The 25,015-nt window shown below is 62.7% G+C and carries 30 protein-coding genes; 10 read left to right on the top strand and 20 right to left on the bottom strand.

The genetic code is table 11. The annotated features are described in order from the left end of the window. Nucleotides 1-67: 67 nt before the first annotated feature. Nucleotides 68-1,264, top strand: coding sequence for an MFS transporter (locus tag F6S08_RS04825; RefSeq protein ID WP_315871340.1), 1,197 nt, complete (start codon nucleotides 68-70; stop codon nucleotides 1,262-1,264). Here F6S08_RS04825 and F6S08_RS04820 read toward each other — a convergent pair. The 14 genes from F6S08_RS04820 to ccmA form a co-directional block, all read right to left on the bottom strand. Further along, entirely contained in the window at nucleotides 1,261-1,665 is a 405-nt protein-coding gene (locus F6S08_RS04820; RefSeq protein ID WP_065924469.1) for a type II toxin-antitoxin system HicB family antitoxin, read from the bottom strand. The genes F6S08_RS04825 and F6S08_RS04820 overlap by 4 nt on opposite strands. A gap of 11 nt (nucleotides 1,666-1,676) precedes the next feature. After that, nucleotides 1,677-1,865, bottom strand: coding sequence for a type II toxin-antitoxin system HicA family toxin (locus tag F6S08_RS04815; RefSeq protein WP_065947262.1), 189 nt, complete (start codon nucleotides 1,863-1,865; stop codon nucleotides 1,677-1,679). A gap of 242 nt (nucleotides 1,866-2,107) precedes the next feature. Next, nucleotides 2,108-3,592 (bottom strand): M10 family metallopeptidase C-terminal domain-containing protein, encoded by a 1,485-nt coding sequence (locus F6S08_RS04810; protein ID WP_315871339.1) that lies wholly within the window; start codon nucleotides 3,590-3,592, stop codon nucleotides 2,108-2,110. 364 nt (nucleotides 3,593-3,956) lie between these two features. Then, entirely contained in the window at nucleotides 3,957-4,529 is a 573-nt protein-coding gene (gene phnN / locus F6S08_RS04805; RefSeq protein ID WP_065924466.1) for a phosphonate metabolism protein/1,5-bisphosphokinase (PRPP-forming) PhnN, read from the bottom strand. Nucleotides 4,530-5,068: 539 nt separating this feature from the next. Beyond that, nucleotides 5,069-5,464, bottom strand: a complete 396-nt coding sequence (locus F6S08_RS04795; RefSeq protein WP_065924465.1) for a hypothetical protein — start codon at nucleotides 5,462-5,464, stop codon at nucleotides 5,069-5,071. 15 nt (nucleotides 5,465-5,479) lie between these two features. Further along, nucleotides 5,480-6,670, bottom strand: a complete 1,191-nt coding sequence (ccmI, locus tag F6S08_RS04790) for a c-type cytochrome biogenesis protein CcmI (protein ID WP_074844684.1) — start codon at nucleotides 6,668-6,670, stop codon at nucleotides 5,480-5,482. Next, nucleotides 6,663-7,136, bottom strand: coding sequence for a cytochrome c-type biogenesis protein (locus F6S08_RS04785; protein ID WP_065924463.1), 474 nt, complete (start codon nucleotides 7,134-7,136; stop codon nucleotides 6,663-6,665). The genes ccmI and F6S08_RS04785 overlap by 8 nt, the downstream gene beginning before the upstream one ends. Beyond that, on the bottom strand, nucleotides 7,133-7,669 hold the full coding sequence (locus F6S08_RS04780; RefSeq protein WP_010211784.1) for a DsbE family thiol:disulfide interchange protein: 537 nt from the start codon (nucleotides 7,667-7,669) through the stop codon (nucleotides 7,133-7,135). The genes F6S08_RS04785 and F6S08_RS04780 overlap by 4 nt, the downstream gene beginning before the upstream one ends. Continuing rightward, nucleotides 7,666-9,654: a heme lyase CcmF/NrfE family subunit gene (locus F6S08_RS04775; protein WP_065947259.1), complete on the bottom strand. Its 1,989-nt coding sequence runs from the start codon at nucleotides 9,652-9,654 to the stop codon at nucleotides 7,666-7,668. The genes F6S08_RS04780 and F6S08_RS04775 overlap by 4 nt, the downstream gene beginning before the upstream one ends. Nucleotides 9,655-9,657: 3 nt before the next feature. Further along, entirely contained in the window at nucleotides 9,658-10,113 is a 456-nt protein-coding gene (ccmE, locus tag F6S08_RS04770) for a cytochrome c maturation protein CcmE (RefSeq protein WP_027607026.1), read from the bottom strand. Next, nucleotides 10,110-10,286, bottom strand: a complete 177-nt coding sequence (gene ccmD, locus F6S08_RS04765) for a heme exporter protein CcmD (RefSeq protein WP_065924460.1) — start codon at nucleotides 10,284-10,286, stop codon at nucleotides 10,110-10,112. The genes ccmE and ccmD overlap by 4 nt, the downstream gene beginning before the upstream one ends. After that, entirely contained in the window at nucleotides 10,283-11,038 is a 756-nt protein-coding gene (locus F6S08_RS04760; RefSeq protein WP_065924459.1) for a heme ABC transporter permease, read from the bottom strand. Before F6S08_RS04760 ends, ccmD begins: the two co-directional genes overlap by 4 nt. An 86-nt stretch (nucleotides 11,039-11,124) precedes the next feature. After that, on the bottom strand, nucleotides 11,125-11,793 hold the full coding sequence (gene ccmB, locus F6S08_RS04755) for a heme exporter protein CcmB (protein ID WP_065924458.1): 669 nt from the start codon (nucleotides 11,791-11,793) through the stop codon (nucleotides 11,125-11,127). Beyond that, nucleotides 11,790-12,425 (bottom strand): cytochrome c biogenesis heme-transporting ATPase CcmA, encoded by a 636-nt coding sequence (gene ccmA / locus F6S08_RS04750; RefSeq protein WP_065947258.1) that lies wholly within the window; start codon nucleotides 12,423-12,425, stop codon nucleotides 11,790-11,792. Before ccmA ends, ccmB begins: the two co-directional genes overlap by 4 nt. Nucleotides 12,426-12,626: 201 nt before the next feature. Between ccmA and F6S08_RS04745 the strand changes: the two genes are divergently transcribed. Beyond that, complete coding sequence (locus F6S08_RS04745; RefSeq protein WP_074845171.1) at nucleotides 12,627-14,204, top strand: flagellar hook-length control protein FliK; 1,578 nt, start codon at nucleotides 12,627-12,629, stop codon at nucleotides 14,202-14,204. Beyond that, nucleotides 14,201-14,530, top strand: a complete 330-nt coding sequence (locus F6S08_RS04740) for an EscU/YscU/HrcU family type III secretion system export apparatus switch protein (protein ID WP_027607021.1) — start codon at nucleotides 14,201-14,203, stop codon at nucleotides 14,528-14,530. The genes F6S08_RS04745 and F6S08_RS04740 overlap by 4 nt, the downstream gene beginning before the upstream one ends. A gap of 220 nt (nucleotides 14,531-14,750) precedes the next feature. Here the strand turns inward: F6S08_RS04740 and glp are convergent, their stop codons facing one another. Beyond that, nucleotides 14,751-15,977 (bottom strand): gephyrin-like molybdotransferase Glp, encoded by a 1,227-nt coding sequence (glp, locus tag F6S08_RS04735; RefSeq protein WP_137212963.1) that lies wholly within the window; start codon nucleotides 15,975-15,977, stop codon nucleotides 14,751-14,753. After that, nucleotides 15,961-16,500 carry a molybdenum cofactor biosynthesis protein B gene (gene moaB, locus F6S08_RS04730; RefSeq protein WP_027607019.1) on the bottom strand — a complete coding sequence of 180 codons (540 nt, stop codon included), beginning with the start codon at nucleotides 16,498-16,500 and terminating at the stop codon, nucleotides 15,961-15,963. The genes glp and moaB overlap by 17 nt, the downstream gene beginning before the upstream one ends. 76 nt (nucleotides 16,501-16,576) lie before the next feature. Here moaB and mobA point away from each other — a divergent pair, with 76 nt between their 5' ends. Beyond that, nucleotides 16,577-17,179 (top strand): molybdenum cofactor guanylyltransferase MobA, encoded by a 603-nt coding sequence (gene mobA / locus F6S08_RS04725; RefSeq protein ID WP_137212964.1) that lies wholly within the window; start codon nucleotides 16,577-16,579, stop codon nucleotides 17,177-17,179. 81 nt (nucleotides 17,180-17,260) lie between these two features. Next, a complete protein-coding gene (locus F6S08_RS04720; RefSeq protein ID WP_010211805.1) occupies nucleotides 17,261-17,482 on the top strand; it encodes a YgdI/YgdR family lipoprotein in 222 nt (73 codons plus the stop codon). Nucleotides 17,483-17,537: 55 nt separating this feature from the next. On the opposite strand, the gene F6S08_RS04715 is transcribed toward F6S08_RS04720, so the two are convergent. From F6S08_RS04715 to F6S08_RS04705, 3 genes are all read right to left on the bottom strand, one after another. After that, on the bottom strand, nucleotides 17,538-18,428 hold the full coding sequence (locus F6S08_RS04715; protein WP_065924549.1) for a pseudouridine synthase: 891 nt from the start codon (nucleotides 18,426-18,428) through the stop codon (nucleotides 17,538-17,540). 67 nt (nucleotides 18,429-18,495) lie between these two features. After that, on the bottom strand, nucleotides 18,496-18,831 hold the full coding sequence (locus F6S08_RS04710; RefSeq protein WP_010565034.1) for a hypothetical protein: 336 nt from the start codon (nucleotides 18,829-18,831) through the stop codon (nucleotides 18,496-18,498). A gap of 74 nt (nucleotides 18,832-18,905) precedes the next feature. Then, entirely contained in the window at nucleotides 18,906-19,142 is a 237-nt protein-coding gene (locus F6S08_RS04705; RefSeq protein ID WP_027607016.1) for a glutaredoxin family protein, read from the bottom strand. Between the two features lie 306 nt (nucleotides 19,143-19,448). Between F6S08_RS04705 and F6S08_RS04700 the strand changes: the two genes are divergently transcribed. Beyond that, nucleotides 19,449-21,185 (top strand): cation:proton antiporter, encoded by a 1,737-nt coding sequence (locus F6S08_RS04700; protein WP_137212966.1) that lies wholly within the window; start codon nucleotides 19,449-19,451, stop codon nucleotides 21,183-21,185. Here F6S08_RS04700 and F6S08_RS04695 read toward each other — a convergent pair. Next, nucleotides 21,172-22,380, bottom strand: a complete 1,209-nt coding sequence (locus F6S08_RS04695) for an ammonium transporter (protein WP_065924455.1) — start codon at nucleotides 22,378-22,380, stop codon at nucleotides 21,172-21,174. The genes F6S08_RS04700 and F6S08_RS04695 overlap by 14 nt on opposite strands. Nucleotides 22,381-22,725: 345 nt before the next feature. Between F6S08_RS04695 and F6S08_RS04690 the strand changes: the two genes are divergently transcribed. The 4 genes from F6S08_RS04690 (at nucleotide 22,726) to F6S08_RS04675 (ending at nucleotide 25,014) form a co-directional block, all read left to right on the top strand. Further along, entirely contained in the window at nucleotides 22,726-23,040 is a 315-nt protein-coding gene (locus tag F6S08_RS04690) for a YqjD family protein (protein ID WP_012723021.1), read from the top strand. Between the two features lie 2 nt (nucleotides 23,041-23,042). Then, entirely contained in the window at nucleotides 23,043-23,426 is a 384-nt protein-coding gene (locus F6S08_RS04685) for a phage holin family protein (RefSeq protein WP_012723020.1), read from the top strand. Further along, nucleotides 23,423-23,761 (top strand): hypothetical protein, encoded by a 339-nt coding sequence (locus tag F6S08_RS04680; RefSeq protein ID WP_027607013.1) that lies wholly within the window; start codon nucleotides 23,423-23,425, stop codon nucleotides 23,759-23,761. Before F6S08_RS04685 ends, F6S08_RS04680 begins: the two co-directional genes overlap by 4 nt. An 89-nt stretch (nucleotides 23,762-23,850) precedes the next feature. Beyond that, entirely contained in the window at nucleotides 23,851-25,014 is a 1,164-nt protein-coding gene (locus tag F6S08_RS04675) for an EAL domain-containing protein (RefSeq protein WP_027607012.1), read from the top strand. Nucleotide 25,015: the final 1 nt, after the last annotated feature.

The raw sequence follows: 25,015 nt of genomic DNA, 5'->3' as shown, positions 1-25,015 counted from the left end.
GCCTACTCGCCGTTGAGCCTTGTCTTTACTCTCGCTCGCCATCTACCTTCGCTTTTATGAGAACACCATGAATGCTACCCCCCACGCTACGAGCACCATGACCCGCGCAATGGTGATGCTGTTTGCGTTTTGCTGCGGCGCCATCGTCGCCAACATCTACTACGCCCAGCCGATCATCGAACTGATCGCCCCCGACATCGGCCTCACCCCCGCGATGGCCAGCCTGATTGTGTCCCTGACGCAGATCGGCTACGCCCTCGGCCTGTTCTTCCTGGTGCCTTTGGGTGACCTGCTGGAAAACCGCAAGCTGATGATCATCACGACCCTGGTGGCGATTGCCAGCCTGCTGGGTGCGGCCTTTACCGAACAACCGAACCTGTTCCTGCTGGTGTCGTTGCTGATCGGCTTCAGTTCGGTATCGGTACAGATCCTGATCCCCCTGGCCGCACACCTGGCGCCTGCCGAGTCTCGGGGCCGGGTGGTCGGCAGCATCATGGGTGGCCTGCTGCTGGGCATCCTGCTGGCGCGGCCAGTGTCCAGCGTCGTGGCTGACCATTTTGGCTGGCGCGCGATGTTCATGGCCGCCGCCGCGTTAATGGCGTTTATCAGCGTGGTGCTGATGCTGACCATCCCCAAGCGCCAGCCTGACCACAGCGCCAGCTACGGCCAATTGCTACGTTCTTTGGGCACCCTGCTGCGTGAACAACCGCTGCTGCGCCAACGCGCGTTTTACCAAGGTTGCATGTTCGCCACGTTCAGCTTGTTCTGGACCGCCGCCCCGCTGGAGCTGGTGCGCAACCACGGCCTGAGCCAGACCCAGATCGCGCTCTTCGCCCTGGTCGGTGCCATCGGCGCCATTGCCGCCCCCATCGCCGGGCGCCTGGCCGATGCCGGCCACACCCACCGCGCGTCGCTGCTGGCCATGGTCTTTGCGGTGTTGAGCTTCCTGCCGGCCTTCGTGCACCCGCTGTACAGCGTCATCGGCCTGGCGGTGACCGGCGTGGTCCTGGACTTCTGCGTGCAGATGAACATGGTCCTCGGCCAACGCGCCATCTACGCCCTCGACGCCAACAGCCGCAGCCGTTTGAACGCGCTGTACATGACCAGCATCTTCATCGGCGGCGCCTTCGGCTCGGCGATTGCCAGCAGCGTGTACGAACACGCTGGCTGGCTGGGTGTGATGCTGGTGGGCAGTGCGTTCCCGCTGGTGGCGTTGTTGCGGTTCCTCAGTGCGTCGCGGCAAACGGCTGTCGCCACCGCCTAGGAACGCACCAACTTCTCCAAAGCCGCATCCGCCAGAAATGACGAGCGGCTTTTGACCTTGTGCTCGCGCACATACCGGTCGATTCGCTGGATGACATAGCCGGGCAAGGTCACATTGACCTTCTCGGTCTTGCCCAGATACGGCGAGATGTCCAGCTCCAGCATGCCCCAGCCCATCCCGGCGTAGTCTTCGTGGGTGTGATGATCGGCCACCGACGTTGGCATCGGAATCACCCCGCCCTCTGCGGCGATCTCCTGCAGCAGGATGTGCGCGACTTCCACAGCGGCGTTGTAGGCCTCTTCGAAACTGTCCCCGGCGGTGACTGCGCCTGGAATATCGGGGATCTGGATTCCGGTGGCGGTGAAGTCATCGCCCCATTCGATACAGATTGGGTATTGCATGAATGCTCTCCTTAAAACTGAAACAGCCCGGCACGTTTCCTGATGCTTCTGATGGTGCCCAGCGGCAGATCCTTCTTCGGATGCGGCACCGGGATCGTGTACGGGTTATAGCGGTGGGTAAAAATATGATGACTGCCCGTGACCCGATCCAGCACCCAACCCGCCTCTTGCAGCTCCTTGATCAATAGCCTGCTTTGCACACCAGCCTCCTTGGCTCGGCCTAAATAAAAGTAACCCTAGAGTTATCTTTACTCAAGCACAAAATAGGTCAGGCTGACTGATGGTTGTTTTGCGCGATGTTGAAAACCGCCAACCGAGTGACATGCCATGGGCATTCCCCACAGGCTTGTCTGTGCGTTGCAAGGGCCAAGGCCCTGGCGTTTGCCGACCATGGCAGGCGCTGATCAAGGCTTGAGCCTGTCAGCGCCTCGTCATGGCAGTGTTATCTGCGGGCATCCGACGGCTGGACAGTGTTTTGTATCCACTGCAACAAGGCTGAGAACGCCTTGATCATCACCTCGCGTAACGCTGCAAGCGGGTCCGTGCTGCTATCCGGCGGCGGCGCAGGGGCCGGTGTGGGGACAACCTTCGGTGCGGGTTTAACCTCCGGCTTTTGCCCCTGCCACTGCACATCGCCGGGTTTGATCTGGCCAATGCTCTTGACCACCAGGTCGGCGCTGCCGCTCCCCTTCAGATCTATCTCCAGGCTTGAACGCCCGGTGGCCGCGTCGTGCCTGAGCAATGCCTCGCCGGCGCGACCAGAGAATCGATCAGTGAACGTCAGGGCACCGACGCGCGCCTCTTTCAATGCACCCGAGACGTCAATCTTGTCCGTCCCGCTGGTAAAGTCCTCGATCAGGTCAGGCTGCTGCGGTGTGGAGTCGCTGGCCTTGTCGTAGTCAAAAATATCCGCCCCGCCGCCGCCCCGCAGCCTGTCTGCACCCAAGCCGCCCTTGAGCCGATTGTCCGCCTCATTCCCCGTCAAGACATCACGTCCGGCCCCACCGATGGCGTTTTCAACCACGCAGCCCTTGGCGATGGAAACATTGCCCTTCAAGCCGCCCACATCGGAAAACGACTCGGCGTTCAAATTGATGTTCTGGTTCTGGGAAAACCCGGAACAATCCAGGGTGTCGTTACCGCCCCCATCCCATATGCAAAAGATAGCTTTATCCCTGGCACTGGTGAGGGTCATGGCGTCGCGGCCGGTATTTGAATTGAAACCGTAGGTGGTGTCGGTGTTGCGGGTTTTGTGATTGGCCCCATAGAGCCGCTGAACGGCTGCGATGTCATCCATCATCGGGGCAGAGGGATTCGAATACCGAAAATCATGGCCGGCCTGGTTCGTCTCCGACCAGTAGCTCATCACACTGCGTGCCTTTGTATCGCCGGCATACCTGGCACCATTGTTGTAATCAGCACCGCCGCCATTGTAGTCACCCGGATGCTGCAGGCCGATGGCGTGGCCGATTTCATGCACGGTAGTGACTGAAAAGTGACTGCCCTGCGCCGGCGAACTACTTTCTCGCAGTGTGCCGACCGTGGCCGTGGTGGTGGTAATGCCGCGCGAGGGTGAGCTGGCGACGCCACGGTCACCGCGCGGGTTGTTTTTGATGTGGACCGTGCCGTCGGCGCCGGCTGCCCGTTCCTTGAAACTGATGTTGGCCACGTCCTCCCAATATTGCACCGCCTGGCGCACTCGGCGTTGCTGCGCGACGCTGAACGTCGGGTCTACCGTATAGGAGAGGTCGATCCGCTTGTCGCCATTACGGTCGTGGAAATGCAGATTATTGCGGGTGATGTACTTTCCGGCCTGTTCCGTCGTGAAGGTTGGTTTGCGACCGGCGCCCACACCATAGGGGCCAGGATCGGAAGGCGGCAGGTTTTCAAGTGAGAAGTTGAGCCGAGAACGTTCAGAGCAAATCATGGGCAGTGCGCTCCCTATAGTAAGTTAATGAGTCGAGTCAATCAGAATCGACGCAATAAACTCCCATGCAGAAAACGCTCAGGACAGCGCTGATTTAGTTCGTACTGAAACACACTAAGGCGGCGCAACATGCGCTAAGACAGGCACTAAACCACTTGCAATTTAAACAACTGAACACACACTTTCGCGCAAAAAAACTTATTGGATTTTCAGGAAAAAAACATAATCCTACAAAACCGTGCTGATTTGACTACACCAAATCCGGCCTCACCCAGATACATGCACTTAAGGTTTTCCGCCGAATTCGCTGCATGTCAGGATCTCGCCGCTTGACATGCCCCGCACGTCACCGGTGCAGGCAGGGTCAGGCCCATACGCAATGCCCCTGGTTCAGGCAACACAGCAGGCGCTCGACCGTGTGTTCCAGTGGCCCGGAGTTATCCAGCACAAACAACCCCGAGCCATTGCCGGCGATCAGTTCGGCGGTGAACCGTGCATTGCGCGCCAGACGCTCCTCGATATCCGCCTGGGCCTCACGCCCCCGCGCCACCAGGCGCTGGCGCAATACGGCTTGATCCACCGCCAGCAACAGCACCCACACATCCGGGTAGCGCTCGCGGGTCTGCGCCAGGTGCGCGCGAGAACCATTGACCAGCACGTCCTCCCCCGCTGCCAGCCATTCGTCGATGACCTTGGGGATGCCGTAGGACAACCCGTTGGCGTGCCAGCTGAGGGCAAACGCACCCTCGGCCTGCATCACGGCGAATTGCTCCGGGCTGACGCCCTGGGCCGCCTCGCCCACCGCTTCCGCCGAGCGCGTGATCACGCGGCGCACAATCCGGCAACCGCGCTCGGCCAACCGCGGGCGTGCAGCCTCCAGCAGGCTGTCCTTGCCCGAACCCGATGGCCCGATGAGATAGATCAACCTGCCCGCCATCAAAACATCCTCTTCGCTTGTTGCCAGATTGGTTGCACCACGGGTAGCCCTGCGCGACTCCTGGCTTGGACCAGGTCGACGCGCAGGCCAATGGCGATTTTCCCCGCACTGGAAAGTATATCCAGCAATCCCTCGGCAGCGACCACGTTACTGAAGTGCGCGCCGCCTCAATATTTGCTGGGCGTAGTGCTTGCTCACCCCTGACGGGTTGGTGAGTTTTTTGAAAGTCGCCTGTGGCGGTGATTCAGTCCGTTTCAAAGGGCGAGACAGCCGGAAGTATCTTCAATTCAAAATCTTCCAGAGCCAACATCGCCCCATTTGAAGATGATTCAAGCCGCAAGCAGGTGCTAGCGGTGGTACGGATGGTTGAGATTGCGCAGTTGTTAGGGGGTGCGGCACTGGAGCGGGAGTGTACTGTGGCTTGATGGCCGAGGAGATCTCCTGTGGGAGGGGCAAGCCCCCCTCCCACATTTGCCCTCCAGTGTCTGGAAGAATGGGTTTCACAGGCATGAAGAAGGCGACTCGAAGGTCGCCTTTTGTCATTGCGCGTACTGCTTGCTCAATCCCGGCGGCACGCCTTGCACGTCGGTGTCTTCCCATGGCCCGTTGGGGCTGATGGAGCGGCTCCAGCCGTTGCTCCAGCGGTAGTAGGTGCGCTGGCGGTAGAAGGTGTCAGGCTGGTCGTCCAGCACATACACCTGCATCTTGCCGTCCCAGTGGCTGGCGGCGCCCGGTGGCGGGGCGAAGGTGGGGGATTTGGTCGGCAGTGGCTTCGGCGGCGGGGTAACCGGGCCCGAGGGCTTGGTGCTCGGCTGGGTCGAAGGGCCTGACGATGGGATAGTCGGGCCGGTCGGCGCAGGCGGTGGGCGGTGGACCGCACAGGCGCTCAGGCCCACTACCAGGCTGAGCAGGGTGATGCGTGCAAATGCGGTCATGGGCGTTTCCTCGAATTACTTGTCCGGACTGTCGATGGTCAGCTGCTGCAGTGCAGTGGTGGTGCTGGCCAAGGGTTGGCTGCGGCCGATCCACTCGCCGGTGGTCGGTTGACCGGCCCGGGATATGCGCGCAACCAGTTGGACTTCGGGGAAGTTGGACAGTTTCAACTGCGGCATCATCGCGTCGGCATCGCCGAGTTCGACGGTGACAGGCAACTCGGCAACGGTGACGCGCTTGGCCGCCAAGGGTGCCGGCGGGCCGCTGACGGCGCGGGCGAAGATAAATACGCTGTCGGTAGGCAGGGATTTGGCCTTAACATCCGCGGACAAATCCACGCGCACTTTAAGAACCGCCCCAGGCGCCGGGGCGACGGTGCCGCCGCTCTCTTTCAACTTCTCGGCTGCGCGGTCGATGCCACCTTGCAGCGCGACACGAGAATTGTCTTGCGCCGGCAGTTGGGCCAGCAGACGCTTCCAGTAGTCGATTGCCTCTTGATAACGCTGGCCTTCGAACGCGGCGATACCGAGCAGGCCGAGGCTGGTGACTTCCTTCGGGTCAAGCTTCAAGGCTTCGTCGGTCAGCGCCTGGACCTTGGGCGACCACTGTTTGTTGTCGGCAAAGTACTGCGCCTGGGCCCACTGGCCGAGCAGTTCCGGCTGGCGCCCGGCCAGCGCCACGGTACGCTCGAAGACCTTGGCGGCATCGGCGGAACGATCCTGGGCCATATAGGCGCGACCGAGGAAGTACAGGCCTTCCGCCGAGTCCGGTTGGGCGGCGGCGGCGCGTTCCAGGCGCTGGGTCATGTCTTCCATGGACACCGGCGGTTGGGAAAACTCGCGGGTCAGTTCAACCTTGTCGCTGGCACCGAAATGCATATACAGGCCAAGGCCGAGCACCGGCACAAGGATGGCGGCGAGCAACGGCAGCGGCTTGCCCAGGCGCGATTCGCGGGGCTTTTCCACGCCTTCGGTGTCGGCCAGCAGCTCGCGGGCGGCTTCGGCGCGGCCGCTGTCGAGCTGCGCGGCGTCGAGCACACCTTCGTCCTGCTGCACTTGCAGCTCGGCCACACGTTCTTGGTAAAGCGCCACGTTCAGCGCGGTGCGATCCTCTTCACGCTGGGCGCGGCGGCCACGCAACACAGGGATCAACAGGAAACTCAGGGCAATCAGAAGCAGCAAGCCGGCTGCGAGCCAGAAATCAATCATCAGTCTTGGTGTCCAGCAATTGGTCGAGGCGTTTACGCTCTTCGGGGGATAGCGCGTCGGAACCATCGGTAGGCGCGGCGCGGCGACGGCGGACGATCACGGCCATCACCACCACGCCGGCCAGCAGCAGCCCGGCGGGGCCGAACCAGAGCAACGCGGTCTTGCCGGTGAGGGCCGGTTTGTAGCGCACGAAATCACCGTAGCGGTCGACCATGAAGTCGATGATCTGCTGGTTGTCCTTGCCCTCCCCCAGCATGCGGAAGATTTCCTTGCGCAGGTCGGCGGCGATGGGCGCGTTGGAGTCGGCGATGTCCTGGTTCTGGCACTTGGGGCAGCGCAGCTCCTTGGTCAGTTCGCGGAAACGCTCGCGGTCACTGTCCTTGGCGAATTCGTAAGTGTCGATGGCAGCGTGGGCCACCCCGGCCAAGCCCAGCGCCAGCACGGCAGCGGCTAACAGGCGCTTCATGGCTTGGCCTCGTCGACCAGCGCCTGATACTTGGCGGCCAGTTGCTCGCGCCACACCACTTCGTCGATCACGCCGACGTATTTGTCGCGGATCACACCCTTGGCATCGATGAAGAAGGTTTCCGGGGCGCCATACACGCCGAGGTTCAAACCAAGGTTGCCGTCTTCATCACGGATATCCAGCTGGTAGGGATTGTGGAACTCCGCCAGCCACTTCAAGGCCGCCGCGTTGTCGTCCTTGTAGTTGATGCCGTAGATCACGACGCCCTTCTCGGCCAGCTTGTTCAGCACCGGGTGCTCGACGCGGCAGGAGATGCACCAGGTGCCCCACACGTTGACCAGCGCGGGTTTGCCGAGCAGGTCGGCCTGGGTCAGGGTCTTGTCACCCTGCACGGTCGGCAGGCTGAACGCGGGGAACGGCTTGCCGATCATCGCCGAGGGCAGCTCGGCCGGGTCCAGGTACAAGCCGCGATACAGGAATACCGCCACTACCAGAAACAGGGCCAGCGGCACGACCATCAACCAACGCTTCATACCGCCGCTCCTTGCAGGCCCAGCGCTTCACGCACCCGGCTCTTGACCTTGACCCGATACCGGCGATCCAGCGCCGCGAGCAAACCACCAAAGCCGGTGAGCAAGCCGCCGAACCAGATCCAGCGCACGAACGGTTTCACATGCACGCGCACGGCCCAGGCGCCATCGCCCAAGGGTTCACCCAGGGCCACGTAGAGGTCACGGGTGAAACCGGCGTCGATACCGGCTTCGGTCATCATCGAACTCTGCACGGTGTACAGGCGTTTTTCCGGGTGCAGCACGGCGATCTCTTTACCGTTACGCACTACGCGCACGGTGCCTTTGTCTGACGTGAAGTTCGGCCCTTCGAAGTGCTTGGCGCCTTCGAAGATGAACTGGTAACCGGCCAGGTCCATGGACTCGCCCGGCGCCAGGCGCAGGTCGCGCTCGGCGCTGTTCTGGCTGGAGAGCACCACGCCGAGGGCGCACACGGCGATGCCGATGTGGGCGATCTGCATGCCCCAGTAGCTGCGGGTGAGGGTCGGCAGGCCTTTGACCAGGCCTTTGTGGCGGGTCTTGTCGACGATGTCACGCACACCGGCCAGCAGTACCCAGGCGGCGAGCAGGAAGGTGGCGAGCACCGCCCAGTTGAAGTCGCCATAGGCGATACCGGCGACCACGGCCAGGGCCACGCTGCCGAGCAGCACCGGCATCAACATGCCGGCCAGCCATTTGACCGGGGTGTCCTTCCAGCGCACCAGCACACCGACCGCCATCACCCCCATCAACAGGCCCATCAACGGAATAAACAACGCGTTGAAGTACGGCGGGCCGACGGACAGCTTGGCGCCGCTCAGGGCATCCAGCACCAAGGGGTACAAGGTGCCGAGCAGGATCATCGACGCGGCCACCACCAGCACCAGGTTATTGCCCAGCAGCAGGGTTTCCCGCGACCACAGGTTGAAGCCGACCTGGCTCTTGACCACCGGTGCGCGCAGGGCGAACAGGGTGAGGGAGCCGCCGACCACAAACAGCAGGAAGATCAGGATGAACACACCGCGCTCCGGGTCGGAGGCAAACGCATGCACCGAGGTCAACACGCCCGAACGCACGAGGAAGGTGCCGAGCAGGCTGAGGGAAAATGCCGCGATGGCCAGCAACACGGTCCAGCTCTTGAACACGCCGCGTTTTTCGGTGACGGCCAACGAGTGAATCAGTGCAGTGCCGACCAGCCATGGCATGAAGGACGCGTTTTCCACCGGGTCCCAGAACCACCAGCCGCCCCAGCCGAGTTCGTAGTAGGCCCACCACGAACCAAGGGTGATGCCGATGCCGAGGAACGCCCAGGCGACGATGGTCCACGGCCGCGACCAGCGCGCCCAGGCCGCATCAAGGCGCCCGCCGAGCAAGGCGGCGATAGCGAAGGCAAAGGCCACGGAAAAACCCACGTAGCCCATGTAGAGCATCGGCGGGTGCACGATCAGGCCGATGTCCTGCAGCAGCGGGTTGAGGTCGTGACCGTCCGCCGGGATCTGCGGCAGGATGCGGGTGAACGGGTTGGAGGTCATGATCAGGAACAGCAGGAAGCCGATGCTGATCATGCCCATCACCGCCAGCACCCGTGCGAGCATGACTTGCGGCAACTGGCGCGAGAACACCGACACCGCGAAGGTCCAGCCGCCGAGGATCAACGCCCACAGCAGCAGCGAGCCTTCGTGGGCGCCCCACACCGCGCTGAACTTGTAGTACCAGGGCAAGGCGCTGTTGGAGTTATTCGCTACATAGGCGACGGAAAAGTCGTCGGTCATAAAGGCGTAGGTCAGGCAGCCGAACGCGAACACCAGGAACGCACACTGGCCCCAGGCCGCCGGCTGCGCCAGGCTCATCCACAGGCGGTCACCGCGCCAGGCACCGAGCAACGGCACCACCGCCTGGACGATGGCAAAGCACAGGGCGAGGATCATCGCCAACTGGCCCAGTTCCGGAATAAACAATGCAGACGTCATCACTTAGCCCTCCTTGGCGGGGGTGGGTGCGGACTGGCCGCTGTCTTTCAAGGCCTTGGTGACTTCCGGCGGCATGTATTTCTCATCGTGCTTGGCCAGCACTTCATCGGCCACCACCACGCCGTCGGCGTTGAGCTTGCCCAGGGCGACGATGCCCTGGCCTTCGCGGAACAGGTCCGGGAGGATGCCGCGGTAGGTGATGGTCACGGCCTTGTTGAAATCGGTAACCACGAAGGTGACGTCGAGGGAATCGCCGGAACGCTTCAGCGAGCCCTTCTCCACCATGCCGCCGGCACGGATGCGCGTGTCCAGCGGCGCTTCGCCGTTGGCGATCTGGGTCGGGGTGTAGAACAGGTTGATGTTCTCCCGCAGGGCGCTCATCGCCAGGCCCACGGCAATACTGACGCCGGCCAGGATGGCAAGGATGATCAACAGACGCTTTCTACGCAGCGGATTCACTTTTCGGTCTCCCGGCGCAGACGACGCGCCTCTTGTTGCAGGTAACGCTTGCGGGCCAGGATCGGCGCGACGACGTTGAGGGCCAGTACGGCCAGGCAGATGCCATAGGCCGTCCAGACATACAGGCCGTGGTGGCCCATGGCGAGAAAATCACTGAAAGAAGCAAAACTCATCCGCGCGCTCCCAGGCAGCTTTGCACTTCGGCCTTGACCCAGCTGGCGCGGGCTTCACGCTTGAGCACTTCGAGGCGCATGCGCATCAGCAGCACGGCGCCGAAGAAGCAGTAGAACCCCAGCACCATCAGCAGCAACGGTGCCCACATTTCCACGGGCATTGCCGGTTTTTCGGTGAGGGTGAAGGTGGCGCCCTGGTGCAGGGTGTTCCACCACTCCACCGAGTACTTGATGATCGGGATGTTGATCACGCCGACAATCGCCAGCACCGCGCAGGCCTTGGCGGCGCTGTCACGATTGCTGATCGCGTTGCCCAGGGCAATAAGACCGAAGTACAGGAACAGCAGGATCAGCATCGACGTTAGTCGCGCATCCCACACCCACCACGAGCCCCAGGTGGGTTTGCCCCAGATCGCACCGGTGACCAGCGCCACGGCGGTCATCCACGCCCCGATGGGCGCGGCGCATTGCAGGGCGACGTCCGCGAGTTTCATCTTCCACACCAGGCCGACGACGCCGCACACCGCCAGCATAACGTAGCAGGACTGGGCCAGCATCGCGGCAGGCACGTGGATGTAGATGATGCGAAAGCTGTTGCCTTGCTGGTAGTCCGGCGGTGCAAAGGCCAGGCCCCAGACCAGGCCGATGCCGATCAGCAACACGGCGGCGATGCTGAACCAGGGCAGCAGTCTGCCACTGATGCCGTAGAACCATTTGGGCGAGCCGAGCTTGTGAAACCAGGTCCAGTTCATTGCTGTTTCCATCACGGTTGCTTCTTGTCTTGGCAAGAAGCGTAGGGTCTTTACTGACTATGCGTATACCGCCCAGTCAGACCTCATTATTCACCGACGCTGATCTTCAGGCCGGCGGCTATAGCAAAGGGTGTCAGGGTTACCGCCAGGGCGGTCAGGCTGCCAAGCCACAGGAGGTAACCGGTCGCCGGCATGCCCATGAGCGCGGCTTGCAACGCGCCGCTGCCCAGGATCAGTACCGGGATGTACAAAGGCAGAATCAACAGGGCCAGTAACAGGCCACCCCGTTTCAAGCCGACGGTCAACGCGGCACCCACCGCCCCCAACAGGCTGAGTACCGGGGTGCCGAGCAGCAGGCTCAGCAGCAGGATCGGCAGGCATTCGCCGGGCAATCCGAGCATCATCGCCAGCAGTGGCGAGAGCAAGACTAGCGCCAGGCCGGAAAAAGCCCAGTGTGCCAGTACCTTGGCCAGGACCAGAAGTGGCAGGGGGTGCGACGAAAGGACCCACTGCTCGAGGGAACCGTCTTCGAAATCACTGCGAAACAGCCCGTCCAGCGAGAGCAGGACGGACAAAAGCGCCGCGACCCACACCAGTCCCGGCGACAAGGTTTGCAACAGTTTAGTCTCCGGGCCGACCGCCAACGGGAACAATGCGATCACGATGGCAAAGAACACCAGCGGGTTGGCCAGTTCGGCCGGGCGACGGCACAGCAACCGCGCTTCGCGGGCGACCAACAGGGCAAACACACTCATACCGACCACCGCCCCAAGTCGAGGTCGCGGTAACCGACGGGCATGCGCGCCAGGGTGTGGTGGGTGGTGAGCACCACCTGGCCGCCCTGCTCGCAGTGCTGCGCCAGGTGCTGTTCCAATTGGGTGACGCCTTGTTTGTCGAGGGCGGTGAAGGGTTCGTCGAGAATCCACAGCGGCGGGCCAGGCAGGTACAGGCGCGCCAGGGCCACGCGGCGCTGCTGGCCGGCGGACAGGGTGTGGCAGGGCACGTCTTCGAACCCCTTGAGGCCGACGGCGGCCAGGGCCTGCCAGATGGCGTCGCGGGTCGCGGGATGATGCAGGGCGCTGAGCCAGCTGAGGTTTTCTTCGGCGGTGAGCACGTCCTTGATGCCGGCGGCGTGGCCGATCCAGATCAGGTTGCGTGCCAGTTCGGTGCGTTGTTCGTTGAGCGGCCTGCCGTTCAGTCGGACTTCACCGGCCGTGGGCTGCATCAAGCCGGCCAGCAGGCGCAGCAAACTGGTCTTGCCGCTGCCGTTGGGGCCGCTGATCTGCACCATGTCGCCGCCCGCCACCCGCAGGTCGAGGTGCTCGAACAGCAGGCGCAGGTCGCGTTCACAGGAGAGCGCTACGGCTTCAAGAAGAGGGCTGGTCAAGAGATCGCGGGCCTTTACGGTTCAAGTCGGCGGTGCAGCGGCCGTTATAGTAAAGAAGCACAATAACGGCTTTGGCGACCGATTTTAGAGAGCTGGATCAAATAGTTGTGAGGTTTTTACCGCTCTCTTTGCAGACGCGCGGCATTATACATGCGATGCCCTACGCTAAAGAGGGCTATTTCCCCAGAGACGATGCGCACGATGACCGGCGAGATCAACCTTCCTACGCTTCCTCCCACCCCGGCAACCGGGCAAAGCCCTGCGCCTGCGCCCGGGGCGCTGCTGAAACTGCTGGAGCCGCAGATTGGGCTGATCGACCCGGGCAAAACCGTGAATGCCGAGGTGCTCGCCCTGAAACAAGGCGGCGAGGCGTTTCAGCTGTTGCTCAAGCTGACCCTTGAAGGCGGCCGCCAGACGCTGGTGCAAGCCAGCAGCCCACAACCCTTGCCGTTGGGCAGCAATGTGGCTGTGAGCCAGACGCCCGCAGGCAACCTGGCCATCAGCCTGCAACAAGCCCTGAGCGCCAACGTTGCCGCCCTCACCCGTATCGATACGGCCAGGATGCCGGAAGGCACCCTGCTGCAGGCCAAGGTGCTGACCACCCAGGCCCTGCCCCAAGGCACCGCGCAGCCGGCGATCTACCGTTCGTTGGTGACCGTACTCAATAGCGCCCTGGCCGGCGCGACCCTGACACTGGAAAGCCCGCAACCGTTGCGCGTGGGCAGCTTGCTCAGCGCCGTGGTGCAGAACGCGCAAACCCTGAATTTTGTGCCGTTGAGCGGGCTCAAGGATCAACTGGCCGTCACCCAGCAATTGTCGACCCAGCAAAGTCGCCAGGGCTCCCTGGATGCGGTGTTCAAGGCGTTGCAAAATCTGCCCCGCGGCGACAGCACCTCCGCCGACCTGCGCGCCGCCGCCGACCGTTTGCTGGCGGCCTTGCCCGACCTGGCACAGGTGAGCAACCCCAAGGTGCTGGCCCAGGTGATCCAGAACAGCGGCGCCTTTCTTGAAGCCAAGTTACTCGCCGGGCAAAACCCGCAGGTGCCACCGCTGGATATGAAGGGCGCGCTGCTGCGCCTGGTCGCCGACCTGCTGCCTGCCTTGCCCGCCAGCACCAACCTGAATGCCATTCTTGCCGCCAACACCCTGGCCCAGGTGCTGCCCAACTTCGTGCGCAGCCCGTTGGGCACCCTCGGCCAGGTCGGCGCGCGGCAAGCACCGGTCAGCTTCCCACTGCCGGAGCGGCTGATGGCAAAACTGGAGGGCGAAGGCGACCTGGAAAACCTGCTGCGCCTGGCCGCCGGGGCCATTTCCCGCTTGCAGAGCCACCAGCTGTCGAGCCTGGAGCAAACCGGCACCACCGCCGATGGCCGCCTGCAAACCACCTGGCAGTTGGAGATCCCTATGCGCACCCTGCAGGACATCGTGCCGTTGCAGGTCAAGTTCCAGCGCGAAGAGCCGGCGCCGGACAAGGACCAGCCCGAACGCAAGGATTCCAAGGAGCCCAAACAGATGCTCTGGCGCGTCGAACTGGCCTTCGACATGGAGCCCCTGGGGCCGTTGCAGGTCCAGGCGCAGCTGACTCAGGGCAAGCTGTCCAGCCAACTGTGGGCAACCCGACCTTTCACTGCCAGCCTGATCGAAAGCCATTTGGGCAGCCTGCGCGAGCGCCTGGTGTCGTCAGGGCTGAATGTCGGCGACCTGGACTGCCACCTCGGCACCCCGCCACGCGGGCCGAAAACCGGACTTGAACAACGCTGGGTGGATGAAACCGCATGAACAACGCCAACCCGCCGCGCCAGGCGATTGCCCTCAAGTACGACGGCCAGCAAGCGCCGACCCTGACCGCCAAGGGCGACGATGCCCTGGCCGAAGCCATCCTCAAGTTGGCGCGGGAAAATGAAGTGCCGATCTATGAAAATGCCGAGCTGGTGAAACTGCTGGCACGCATGGAACTGGGCGACAGTATTCCGGAGGAGTTGTACCGCACCATCGCCGAGATCATTGCATTTGCCTGGACGTTGAAGGGCAAGTTCCCGGTGGGCTATGACCCGGATGCGCGCCCGGTGGAGCGGGATGTCACGGAGCGTGGCGACGATTACTGAATAGCCACAGGCATATACAGGTTCAAATGTGGGAGGGGGCTTGCCCTAAGGCTTTTTGTAGGAGCGAGCTTGCTCGCGAAAAACTCACAGGCGCCGCGTTCATTCAGGAAGAACGCGTTATCGTTGACGTTTTTCGCGAGCAAGCTCGCTCCTACAGGAGGCGATGTACGCTTAACTGACTGGCATCAGGGCAAGCCCCCTTCCACATTTGGATTGGGGGTCAATTCAAGACTTCACTCAGAGGGATGAAATTGACTCGATCGCCGATGTCCAGCGTCGTCCCTTCCAACACCTCCACAAACCCCTCCGCCCACGCCGCGCTGCGCAGCACGCCGGAGCTCTGGTTGCGGTAGATGATCGCCTTGCCCTGTTCGATGCGCCCGCGCAGATACTCGCGGCGGTTGCCCGGCTTGGGCCAGGTGAACCCCACCGGCACGTCGAAACGCAGCGGTTCCACGTCCGCCACACCCTGGCGGCGCAGCAAGTAGGGGCGCGCCAACAGCGCAAAGGTCACCAGGGTCGAGGCCGGATTGCCCGGCAGGCCGATCACCGGCACGCCACGGAAATGACCAAAAGTCAGGGGTTTGCCCGGCTTGATCGCCAGCTTCCATAACGCCAGCTCACCCTCTTCGCGCAGGGCAATACCCAGGAAATCCGCCTCGCCCACCGACACACCGCCCGTGGACAAAATCAGATCAACCGCCCTCAAGCCTGCCAGTCGCGAACGGGTCTGCTCCAGGTCGTCCGGCAGGATGCCTGCGTCGATGACTTCGCAACCCATGCGCTCAAGCCAGGAACACAACACGCGGCGATTGCTGTTGTAGATCTGGCCCGGACCGAGGGGCAAACCGGGCTCGATCAGTTCATCGCCGGTGGACAACACGGCGACACGCGGGCGGCGGATCACGTCCAGCCGATCACGGCCAAGGGAAGCCGCCAGGCCCAGCTCGATCGGGCCCAGGCGCGTACCGGCCGTGAGCACCCGCTCGCCGACGGTGGTTTCCTGGCCTTGGGGGCGGATGTTCTGGTTGGGCTGCAACGGTTCGCTGAAGCTCACGCGCTCATCGGCGTGGACCACGGCGTTTTCCTGCATTTCCACGCAGTCCGCGCCTTCCGGTACCGGCGCCCCGGTGAAGATGCGCGCACAGGTGCCGGCCGCCAGCGGCTGCGGCGCCTGGCCAGCGAAAATACGCTGGCTGACGGGCAAGGGTTCACCGGTCCAATCCGCCAGGCGCACGGCGTAACCGTCCATGGCGCTGTTGGGCCAGGGCGGCAGGTCGAGGGTGGAGACCAGATCCTGGGCCAATACACGGCCGTCGCACTCGGCCAGGGGCAGCACGTGCTGCTCGCGGATCGGCGCGGCTTCGGCCATCGCCAGCAGCTGTTGCAGGGCGTGTTCTACCGGCATCAGGGCGCCGGTCTTGCCGGGCTTACCCACGGGATTCACAGGGTTCGGCCAGCTTCAGGTGCGGCACGAAGTTGCAGGGGCGATGACGGTTATCCAGTTGTTCGGCGAGGATGCCATCCCAACCGGTGCGCACGGCATTGGTGGAGCCCGGCAGGCAGCACACCAGGGTGCCGTTGGCCAGGCCGGCCAGGGCGCGGGATTGCACGGTGGAGGTGCCGATGTCGGCCACGGAGATCTGGCGGAACAGTTCGCCAAAGCCGTCGACCTGTTTGTCGAGCAGGCAGCCGACCGCTTCGGGGGTGCTGTCGCGGCCGGTGAAGCCGGTGCCGCCGGTGATCAACACCACTTGCACCACGTCTTCGGCAATCCAGTGGGCGACCTGGGCGCGGATCTTGTAGAGGTCGTCCTTGAGCAGCACGCGCTCGGCCAGGTGGTGGCCGGCGGCGGTGAGGCGGTCGACGAAGACCTGGCCCGAGGTGTCGGTGTCCAGGGTGCGGGTGTCGCTGACGGTCAATACCGCGATATTCAGGGGTACGAAGGGTGCATCGGCCTTGGCTTTCATGGCACGGTCCGGTTGTCGAAGGAACGGCCCGATGTTATATCACAGGCCCCTGTTCAGCTGCCTGCGCGGAACCCACATGCCACTCGACTCAATCCCCCTGCCCTGTTCGATCCTGCTGTTGGCCGGTGGCCGCGGCCAGCGCATGGGCGGCCAGGACAAAGGCCTGCTGGACTGGCACGGCCTGCCCTTGATCGCACACGTGCAGCGCCTGGTACGGCCACTGACCGATGACCTGATCATCTCGTGCAACCGCAACCAGGCGCAGTACGCCGCCTATGCCGACCAGTTGGTAAGCGACGACAGCCCGGATTTTCCCGGGCCGCTGGCAGGTATCCGCGCAGGACTGGCCGCCGCGCGCCATGGGCACCTGCTGATCCTGCCGTGCGATGTGCCCCATATCGACGCTCGACTCCTCGCCGACCTGCGTGAAACCGCGCAACGCCATCCCTTGTTGCCGGTGATGGTGCGCCACGGTGAATTCTGGGAACCCTTGATCTGCATCCTCCCCATCGGCCTGCGAACCGAGGTAGAACAGGCCTGGCATGCCGGTGAACGCAGCCCGCGAAAGATCCTCCTGCAATTGGGCGGCGTGGGCGTGGAATGCCCAACCGATGACCCGCGCCTGGCCAACCTGAATACACCAGAGCTGTTGCGCCCAAGGTCTGACGTGTCAGAATGAACCTTCGCACAAGGAACTTTGGCGACGTCTCACACGTCTCAAGGTCAGCAATCAAAAAGTATTCTCTTGGAGACAACACCCATGACTCAACGGACCATCGCCGCTCTCATGCTTGCACTGGGCCTGGCTACCCTCGCCGGTTGCGCCTCGCCGACAGTGATCACCCTGAATGACGGTCGCGAAATCCAGGCCGTCGACACCCCGAAATACAACGAAGATTCGGGTTTCTACGAATTCGAACAGCTTGATGGCAAGCGAACCCGCATCAACAAAGATCAGGTTCGCACCGTTAAAGACCTGTAAGCCTCAGCGCTTGCACACAAGGCCCGCCTCGCGCGGGCCTTGTCGTTTCCGGGGGTTACCAGTCGAGGGTGATGAGGCTTCGAAACCGGCGTTCTTCAGCGGTGACCGGGTCGATAAACCGCACGCCCTGGGCCAGCAGCTTGAGGGGATTGGCGTAATCATCGACCGCATCCTTGATCACGTCCGGATAGAACGGATCGTTGCAGATGCTCGCCCCCAGCGCGGTCATGTGTACACGCAGCTGGTGTTTCTTGCCGGTCACGGGAAACAGGCCGTAGCGCCATAAGTCGCCGTTCTTTTCCCGCACCTCCACCGCTGTTTCGGTGTTGCTGGCACCGGGGCCTTCCTGCATGCGGAAGAAAGGTTCGCCATCCACCAGGCGGCTTTTGTGTACCAACGGGAACGTCAGGCCAGGCAAAGCCGGGGCGATGGCTTCGTAGAATTTATCGATCCGGCGCGTGGGAAACAGCTGCTGATAGGCCGAACGGCTGGCCGGGTTGGCCGAGAACAGCACCAGCCCGGCGGTGTGTCGGTCGATGCGGTGCAGGGGCACCAGCGCCGGGTTGTCCAGGCGGCGAATCAGGCGGCGCAGCAGGGTTTGCTCGACGTACTCGCCGGCCGGGGTCACGGGCAGGAAGTGCGGTTTGTCCGCCACCACCAGGTGCTCATCGGCGTAGAGGATGCTTTCCTGCACCGGGATGACTTTTTCGTTGGGGACTTCACGGAAGTAATAGATGCACAGGCCTTCCCTGTAGGCCAGGTCCAGGGGGATCGGGGTGCCAGTGACATCCAGCACCCGCCCACGGGCGATGCGGTCCAGCCACTGTTCGCGACTGATCGCCGCAAAGTGCTCGCACAGGCACTCCAGCACCGTCGCCCAGGGGCCAGGTGGCAGGTACAGGGTGCTGGCTTGGTGCTGGGACGCGGAAAAAGCGGATGTGGACATGCTCGAAGCCTTGAAAAAACAGGCGGGCATTATCCCGCATCAAGCGGGATGAAACCTAGGGCGGATCTCAGGCCTTGGCCAATTCCGCGCGCAGGATCGGCGAAGCACTCGCCGCCTCGGTGAACTCCTTGAGCCAGCGCAGCACGTCCACCGCTTCCCAGCGGCCGGGATCGTAAAGCGCGTACAACAGGCCCTGGTAACCCACCACATCGAGCTGCTTGTGATAACCGGCGCGCTGGAACAACGCCTCGATCTCGGCAAAGCAGGTATTGAAATGCACTTTGTTAAACGGCGTCTTGCCTTCCGTGACCAGGCCGTCGAGGCGCAGCTCGTTCACCGCGTCGCGCACGACATCGGCAGACATGCGATTGACGCTGCTTTTCAGTTGTTCAACATTCACCACGGGCGTTCCCTCTATTCAATCGCTGTACAAACATACAGTAACGTAATATTCGGAAACCCGCCATCGCATAAACGTCAGCGCAGGAAGGCGACAACCTGATCCGCATCGAAGGGCCAATCCAGTTCAGCCCCCGTGTCCACCCGCCGAAGCACCGGAATCCTTAGGCCATAGGCGTCGGTCAGGTCGTCGGGGTCGGTGATATCAACCAACTCGACCAGCAACCCGCGTTCGACGAGCGGCATGATTTCGGCTTCGGCAATTTCACAAAGATGGCAACCCAGGGTGCCGAACAACTGGCATTCAGGAAGCATGACGAATGGCCCTGATCAGTAAGTAGACAAGCATTCTAATCCTCACAAAAACCTGTGGCGAGCGGGCTTGCCCCGCGTTGGGGCGCGAAGCGGCCCCGGTAGTGCCGCCGCGCTCCTTCAGACAGAAATACGGTGCTTGTTTTGGGGCCGCTTCGCAGCCCAACGCGGGGCAAGCCCGCTCGCCACAGGTACAGCGTTCGCTCCCCGGAAACCTGCCGGCCACAATAAACCCTGACCCAGATCACCATGGCCTATAACTGATTCAGCGATTCTCGCGGCTTTTTGCCCGCTCACCCTGCAACGGAGATGCTTGTGTTCGCCAACCTGCTGATCATTCTGGCCTCATCCCTGGTGGTGATTGCGCTGTTTCGCCGGCTGCAACTACCACCCGTGCTGGGCTACCTGTGCGTGGGCCTGGCCGTAGGGCCGACTGCCCTGGACTGGGTGAATGACAGCGAAGAGCTGCCCGATCTTGCCGAACTGGGCGTGGTGTTCCTGCTGTTTTCCCTGGGCCTGGAGTTTTCCCTGACCAGGATGCTCGCCCTGCGCCGCGTGGTGTTTGGCCTCGGCAGCTTGCAGGTGCTGGGGTGCAGCGTGCTGCTGGGGGGCCTGTTGATGGCCTTCGGTGTGGCACCGGGCATCGCCTTGTTGCTGGGTGCGGGGCTGGCGCTGTCGTCCACGGCGATCGTTAGCAAGGAACTGACCAGCCTCGGCGAAATCTTCAGCAGCCATGGCCAGAACGCGATCGGCGTGTTGCTGTTCCAGGATGTGGTGGCGGTGTTGCTGCTGACGCTGGTGCCGGTGTTCGCCGGCAGCAGCGAACAGGCCTGGTACTGGGCGTTGCCGCTGACGCTGGGCAAAACCGTGGTGTTGTTCGTGGGCCTGTTGCTCGCCAGCCGCTGGTTATTGCCGCGCTTGTTTCATGAGGTCGCAGCTTCCCATTCGGCGGAGCTGTTTGTGCTGCTGGCGCTGGTGATCGTCTTGCTGACCGCCTGGCTCACGCATCTGCTGGGCCTCTCCCCTGCCCTCGGTGCCTTCCTGGCCGGCATGCTGCTGGGCGAAAGCCATTACCGCCATCAGATCGAAGCGGATATCCGGCCCTTCCGCGACATCCTGCTGGGGCTGTTTTTCGTCAGCATCGGCATGCTTATCGACCTGCAGTTGTTCGTCAGCCACAGTCTGTTGATCCTCGGCATGACCCTCGCGCTGATGCTGATCAAAGGCAGTGTGGTGGCTGCGCTGGTCAAGCTGCGCGGCAGCGACAGTGAAACCGCCTGGCGCAGCGGCCTGGCCCTGGCCCAGGGCGGTGAGTTCTGTTTTGCGCTGATGGCGCAGATGCAACAGAGCCGGCTGATACCCGATGAATTCAACGGTCTGCTGCTCGCCGCCACGTTCTGTTCGATGCTGTTGACGCCACTGCTGTTGCGCGCCGCGCCGGCGATTGCCCTGCGCCTGCATCGTAAGCCCAACCAACAGGTACAACTTGAAGAAATTGCCGCCCTCAACGCCCAATTACACGGGCATGCGGTCATCTGCGGCTATGGCCGGGTCGGGCAATCCATCGGGCGCTTTCTGCGCAATGAGCAACAGGCGTTTATCGCCCTGGATGACGACCCGGAACGGGTCCAGGAAGCCGCCACCGAAGACAGCAGCGTGCATTACGGCGACTGTCGCCGTGGCGCCTTGCTCAGTGCCGTGGGCCTGGAACGGGCGCGCCTGGTGGTGATTGCCGTGGACAACAGTGATGTGGCCCTTGCGGTGCTCAAGGAAGCCCGCCATATCAACCCCGACGTGCCGATCCTGGTGCGCACCCGCGATGACAGCCAGTGGGCTGAATTGAAAGCCGCGGGCGCCAGCGAAGTGGTGCCCGAGCTGCTGGAGTCAAGCCTGATGCTCGCCTCCCACGCCTTGATCCTGCTGGGCCTGCCGGACCAACAGGTGCAGGCGCGGGTCGATGAAGTCCGGCATAACCGCTATCGCCTGCTGCACGGTTTCTACACGCACCCGAGCACCGACGAAGAGGCGCCTATCAATCCTGACTGACCGCACCGATCTTGTGGATCGACAGATCTGCGCCGTAATACTCCTCCTCCTGGCTCAGGCGCAGCCCGTGTACGCGCTTGATCACGCCATACACCAGCAGGCCGCCGCCGAACGCGACGACCACACCGAGTCCCGTACCGATCAATTGGCTGATCAGACTCACGCCGCCCAATCCCCCCAGCGCCTTTTGCCCAAAGATGCCGCAGGCAATCCCGCCCCATACACCGCACAGGCCATGCAGTGGCCACACCCCCAGCACATCGTCGATCTTCCAGCGGTCCTGGGCGGCGATAAAGCACCACACAAACAGCCCGCCCGCAACCACACCGGTGACCAGCGCGCCCACCGGATGCATCAGGTCGGAACCCGCGCAGATCGCCACCAGCCCGGCCAACGGACCGTTATGCAGGAAGCCTGGGTCGTTGCGGCCGATCACCAGGGCGGCGACGGTGCCGCCGACCATGGCCATCAGCGAGTTCACCGCCACCAGGCCGCTGACGCCGTCCAGGGTCTGCGCGCTCATCACGTTAAAGCCGAACCAGCCGACAATCAGGATCCACGAGCCCAACGCCAGGAACGGAATGCTCGACGGCGCAAACGCCACCAGGCGCCCTTCCCGGTAGCGCCCATTGCGCGGGCCCAGCAGCAGCACCGCCGCGAGCGCCAGCCAGCCGCCCATGGCATGCACCACCACCGAGCCGGCAAAGTCATGGAAGCTGGCGCCGAACGTCTTGAGCAACCAGGCCTGCAAACCGAAATTGCCGTTCCACACCATGCCTTCGAAAAACGGATAGATAAACGCCACGATCAACGCGGTGGCGCACAACTGCGGAGCGAACTTTGCACGCTCCGCAATACCGCCGGAGATGATCGCCGGGATCGCTGCCGCAAACGTCAGCAGGAAGAAGAACTTCACCAGGCCATAACCATGGTCGGCGCTGATCACGGCCGCCGGTTGCATGAAGCTCACCCCGTAGGAGATCCAATAGCCTATAAAGAAATAGGCCAGGGTGGAGATGGCGAAGTCGCTGAGGATCTTCGACAGGGCGTTGACCTGGTTTTTCTGGCGCACCGTCCCGACTTCCAGAAACGCGAAGCCGGCGTGCATGGCCAGGACCATGACCGCACCGATCAGGATAAACAGGGTATTGGAGCTGTGGACCAGAGTGTCCACCGCACTTTGCAGATTTTCCATTGAAGTTGGCAGGCCTGTGTAAGGCAAAAAGCACCAAAGCGGTTCAAGCCAGGGGTTGCGCGCACTAAATTGGCACCTCCGGCACCGCCCCTCTTCAGAGGGCGTGAACCGCTTTAGCGCAGCGTTCAACACAACCGGCCGTTGCCGACAGGGTTTTTCCGCGAGTTTGAGTTATTTAGGGTAAGGTTTTTCGAGACCTGAGCCCCGACCGCCCGGATTCAGCGCAAGCCACGGGGCGTGCGCACCAAGGCAAAGCAAAAGCTGTACCAGACAATTGCACTGAACCTTCACCGATACCGGTGACTCGAAACCACACGTACCGATCAGCCAATCACGGAGATAACCATGGCCAGAAGAACTGCAAAGACTGCTCAAGAAATACTGATGGCGGATTTTCAAACTCTGGTGACTGACACCGAAAGGTTGCTGGACGACACCAAGGTGCTTGCGGGCGACCAGGCCGATGAGCTGCGCGCCAAGATTCATGACACGCTGTTGCAGGCCCGCGAAACCCTCAAGCAAACCGAAGACTCCCTGCGCGAACGCGGCCAGGCGGCGGTCACCGCGACCGAAGATTACGTGCAGGCCAACCCTTGGCAGTCGGTAGGCATTGCCGCCGGCGTGGGCTTTCTGATCGGCCTGCTGGCCACAAGGCGCTAATCATGTCTATCGGCGAAACTGGCTCGTCCACGGGTACCACCTCACGACGCCTGGGCGCGGCCGTTCTTGGCTTGCTGCACAGCCACGTCGAACTGTTTGGCATCGAATTGCAGGAGCAGAAGGCCCGTACCGTCAGCCTGCTGCTGTTTGCCGGCCTGGCGCTGGTATTTGCCCTGTTGTTGCTGGTGGGGTTGTCGACACTGGTGATGATCCTGGTATGGGACACCGGCTACCGCCTGACCGGGATCATCTGCCTCTGCGTGTTCTACAGCCTGGCCGCTGCCTTCTGCGGAGTGCGCTTGAAAGCGGCGGTGTTCGATGAGTCCACGCCGTTCCACGCCACCCTTGAAGAGCTGGCCAATGATCGGGAGCGCCTGCTGCCATGAGCTCGAATGAAATCCAGCAAACCTCCCGCCGGGAAATGCGCAAGGCCTTGATCCGCCTGCGCATGGAGATGCACCGCCAGGAGATACGCCACGAATCCCAGCAATTGATGGCGCCGCTGAACAAGGTGCGCAACCTGGGCCAAAACTTTCAGGGCGGCCTGGGCATCAAGCACGCGCCGCTGTGGGGCGTGGCCGCTGTAACCCTGATCGGTTTCTTCACCGGCAAGGGCGCCAAGGGCGGCGGTATCAGCAGTGTGACGCGCCTGGTGCGCCTCGGTGCCGGCCTGATCCCGCTGATCAAACTGGCCATGCAGGGCAATTCACGCAAAGGTTGAGCCTGCTGGCTGCATTCTTGCTAACAGAATGGCCCGGTCCTCGTTTCGAGGGCCGGGTCTTTTTTCGCCAGTGTTTTTAAGGAGGCCCCGTGATCGACGGGCAACCGCTCGCCTGCTTCCAACCGTTTATCGATACCGCCACCGGGCGCATTGCCGGCGTCGAGGCCTTGGGGCGTCTACGCCAGGCTGATGGCCGCCTGCAGTCCGTTGGCCCGCTGTTCGCCGACCCACGCACGCCAGGCGCGAGCTTGCGCCGTCTCGACCGGCAGATTCGCGACAACGCGTTAAGCCGCCTGCATGAAGCCCCCGAAGACTGGTTCCTCAGCCTGAATATCTCGCCGCGCTGGATCAACCAATTGCGTCCGGGCCAGGCGCTGCCGAGCCTCAAACAGATCCACAGCCATGGCGTCGACCCGCAGCGCATCGTGTTCGAGATCACCGAACTGGGCGGCGACATCCAGCGCCTGGCCGAGGTGGTGGCACGTTATCGCGAGGCCGGTGCGCGCATCGCCATCGATGATTTCGGCGCCGGCTATTCCCAGCTTGACCGGGTATTGGCGCTGCAGCCGGACATCCTCAAGCTGGACATGCGCCTGTTCCAGCAAGCCGCCAGGGGCGGACCGAGCAGTGACGTCGTGCGGGCGCTGGCGCAGATGGCGGAAAAGACCGGCTGCTGGATCATTGCCGAAGGCGTGGAAACCGAGGCGCAGCTGAGCTTCGCCCTGGAATGCGGTTCGCGCTACGTGCAGGGCTATCTGTTTGCCCAGGCGCAATTGGACTGGTTCGCCACCGACGCCTTCGTGCCGCGCTTTGACCAACTGCGCGCGGCGTATGTTCAGCAGAAGCTGGCCGAACGCGGGCGCATCATGCAACTGCGCCAGCAATTGACCGAACTGATGAAGATCCTGCAATCCTGGGCACAGGCCCAAGCCCCGCTGGATCACTTGCCCCAACTGCCGGCCTTCCCCTGGCTGCTGCGTTTTTACCAATGCGACCGGCATGGCACCCAGTTGACCCCCAACTTCGAATGGCGCCAGGACGCCTGGCAGGCCGACAGCCGCTACCTGGGCCACAACTGGTCATGGCGCCCGTACTTCTATCACCTGCTGGCCGAAGGTTGGGAGGAGCGTCGCCTGACGCTGTCCTCGACCTACCGCGATGCAACCACCAACCAGTACTGCCTCACCGCCGGACAATTCTTCGATAACGGTCAGCGCTTGCTGTTAATCGATATCGACGCGGCCGGCCTGTAGA

Source organism: Pseudomonas sp. JV449 (genome assembly GCF_032424295.1).
Lineage (GTDB): Bacteria > Pseudomonadota > Gammaproteobacteria > Pseudomonadales > Pseudomonadaceae > Aquipseudomonas > Aquipseudomonas marginalis.
The sequence above is the reverse complement of the archived record's forward strand: the minus strand, read 5'-3'. Positions and strand labels throughout refer to the sequence as shown.

Bases quoted from the DNA above. Each gene is read 5' to 3' on its own strand.
- F6S08_RS04825 (WP_315871340.1), top strand. From the start codon at position 68: ATGAATGCTACCCCCCACGCTACGAGCACCATGACCCGCGCAATGGTG.
- F6S08_RS04820 (WP_065924469.1), bottom strand. From the start codon at position 1,665: ATGCAATACCCAATCTGTATCGAATGGGGCGATGACTTCACCGCCACC.
- F6S08_RS04810 (WP_315871339.1), bottom strand. From the start codon at position 3,592: ATGATTTGCTCTGAACGTTCTCGGCTCAACTTCTCACTTGAAAACCTG.
- phnN (WP_065924466.1), bottom strand. From the start codon at position 4,529: ATGGCGGGCAGGTTGATCTATCTCATCGGGCCATCGGGTTCGGGCAAG.
- F6S08_RS04795 (WP_065924465.1), bottom strand. From the start codon at position 5,464: ATGACCGCATTTGCACGCATCACCCTGCTCAGCCTGGTAGTGGGCCTG.
- ccmI (WP_074844684.1), bottom strand. From the start codon at position 6,670: ATGATTGATTTCTGGCTCGCAGCCGGCTTGCTGCTTCTGATTGCCCTG.
- F6S08_RS04785 (WP_065924463.1), bottom strand. From the start codon at position 7,136: ATGAAGCGCCTGTTAGCCGCTGCCGTGCTGGCGCTGGGCTTGGCCGGG.
- F6S08_RS04780 (WP_010211784.1), bottom strand. From the start codon at position 7,669: ATGAAGCGTTGGTTGATGGTCGTGCCGCTGGCCCTGTTTCTGGTAGTG.
- F6S08_RS04775 (WP_065947259.1), bottom strand. From the start codon at position 9,654: ATGACGTCTGCATTGTTTATTCCGGAACTGGGCCAGTTGGCGATGATC.
- ccmD (WP_065924460.1), bottom strand. From the start codon at position 10,286: ATGAGTTTTGCTTCTTTCAGTGATTTTCTCGCCATGGGCCACCACGGC.
- F6S08_RS04760 (WP_065924459.1), bottom strand. From the start codon at position 11,038: ATGAACTGGACCTGGTTTCACAAGCTCGGCTCGCCCAAATGGTTCTAC.
- ccmB (WP_065924458.1), bottom strand. From the start codon at position 11,793: ATGAGTGTGTTTGCCCTGTTGGTCGCCCGCGAAGCGCGGTTGCTGTGC.
- F6S08_RS04745 (WP_074845171.1), top strand. From the start codon at position 12,627: ATGACCGGCGAGATCAACCTTCCTACGCTTCCTCCCACCCCGGCAACC.
- F6S08_RS04740 (WP_027607021.1), top strand. From the start codon at position 14,201: ATGAACAACGCCAACCCGCCGCGCCAGGCGATTGCCCTCAAGTACGAC.
- moaB (WP_027607019.1), bottom strand. From the start codon at position 16,500: ATGAAAGCCAAGGCCGATGCACCCTTCGTACCCCTGAATATCGCGGTA.
- mobA (WP_137212964.1), top strand. From the start codon at position 16,577: ATGCCACTCGACTCAATCCCCCTGCCCTGTTCGATCCTGCTGTTGGCC.
- F6S08_RS04720 (WP_010211805.1), top strand. From the start codon at position 17,261: ATGACTCAACGGACCATCGCCGCTCTCATGCTTGCACTGGGCCTGGCT.
- F6S08_RS04715 (WP_065924549.1), bottom strand. From the start codon at position 18,428: ATGTCCACATCCGCTTTTTCCGCGTCCCAGCACCAAGCCAGCACCCTG.
- F6S08_RS04705 (WP_027607016.1), bottom strand. From the start codon at position 19,142: ATGCTTCCTGAATGCCAGTTGTTCGGCACCCTGGGTTGCCATCTTTGT.
- F6S08_RS04700 (WP_137212966.1), top strand. From the start codon at position 19,449: ATGCTTGTGTTCGCCAACCTGCTGATCATTCTGGCCTCATCCCTGGTG.
- F6S08_RS04695 (WP_065924455.1), bottom strand. From the start codon at position 22,380: ATGGAAAATCTGCAAAGTGCGGTGGACACTCTGGTCCACAGCTCCAAT.
- F6S08_RS04690 (WP_012723021.1), top strand. From the start codon at position 22,726: ATGGCCAGAAGAACTGCAAAGACTGCTCAAGAAATACTGATGGCGGAT.
- F6S08_RS04685 (WP_012723020.1), top strand. From the start codon at position 23,043: ATGTCTATCGGCGAAACTGGCTCGTCCACGGGTACCACCTCACGACGC.
- F6S08_RS04680 (WP_027607013.1), top strand. From the start codon at position 23,423: ATGAGCTCGAATGAAATCCAGCAAACCTCCCGCCGGGAAATGCGCAAG.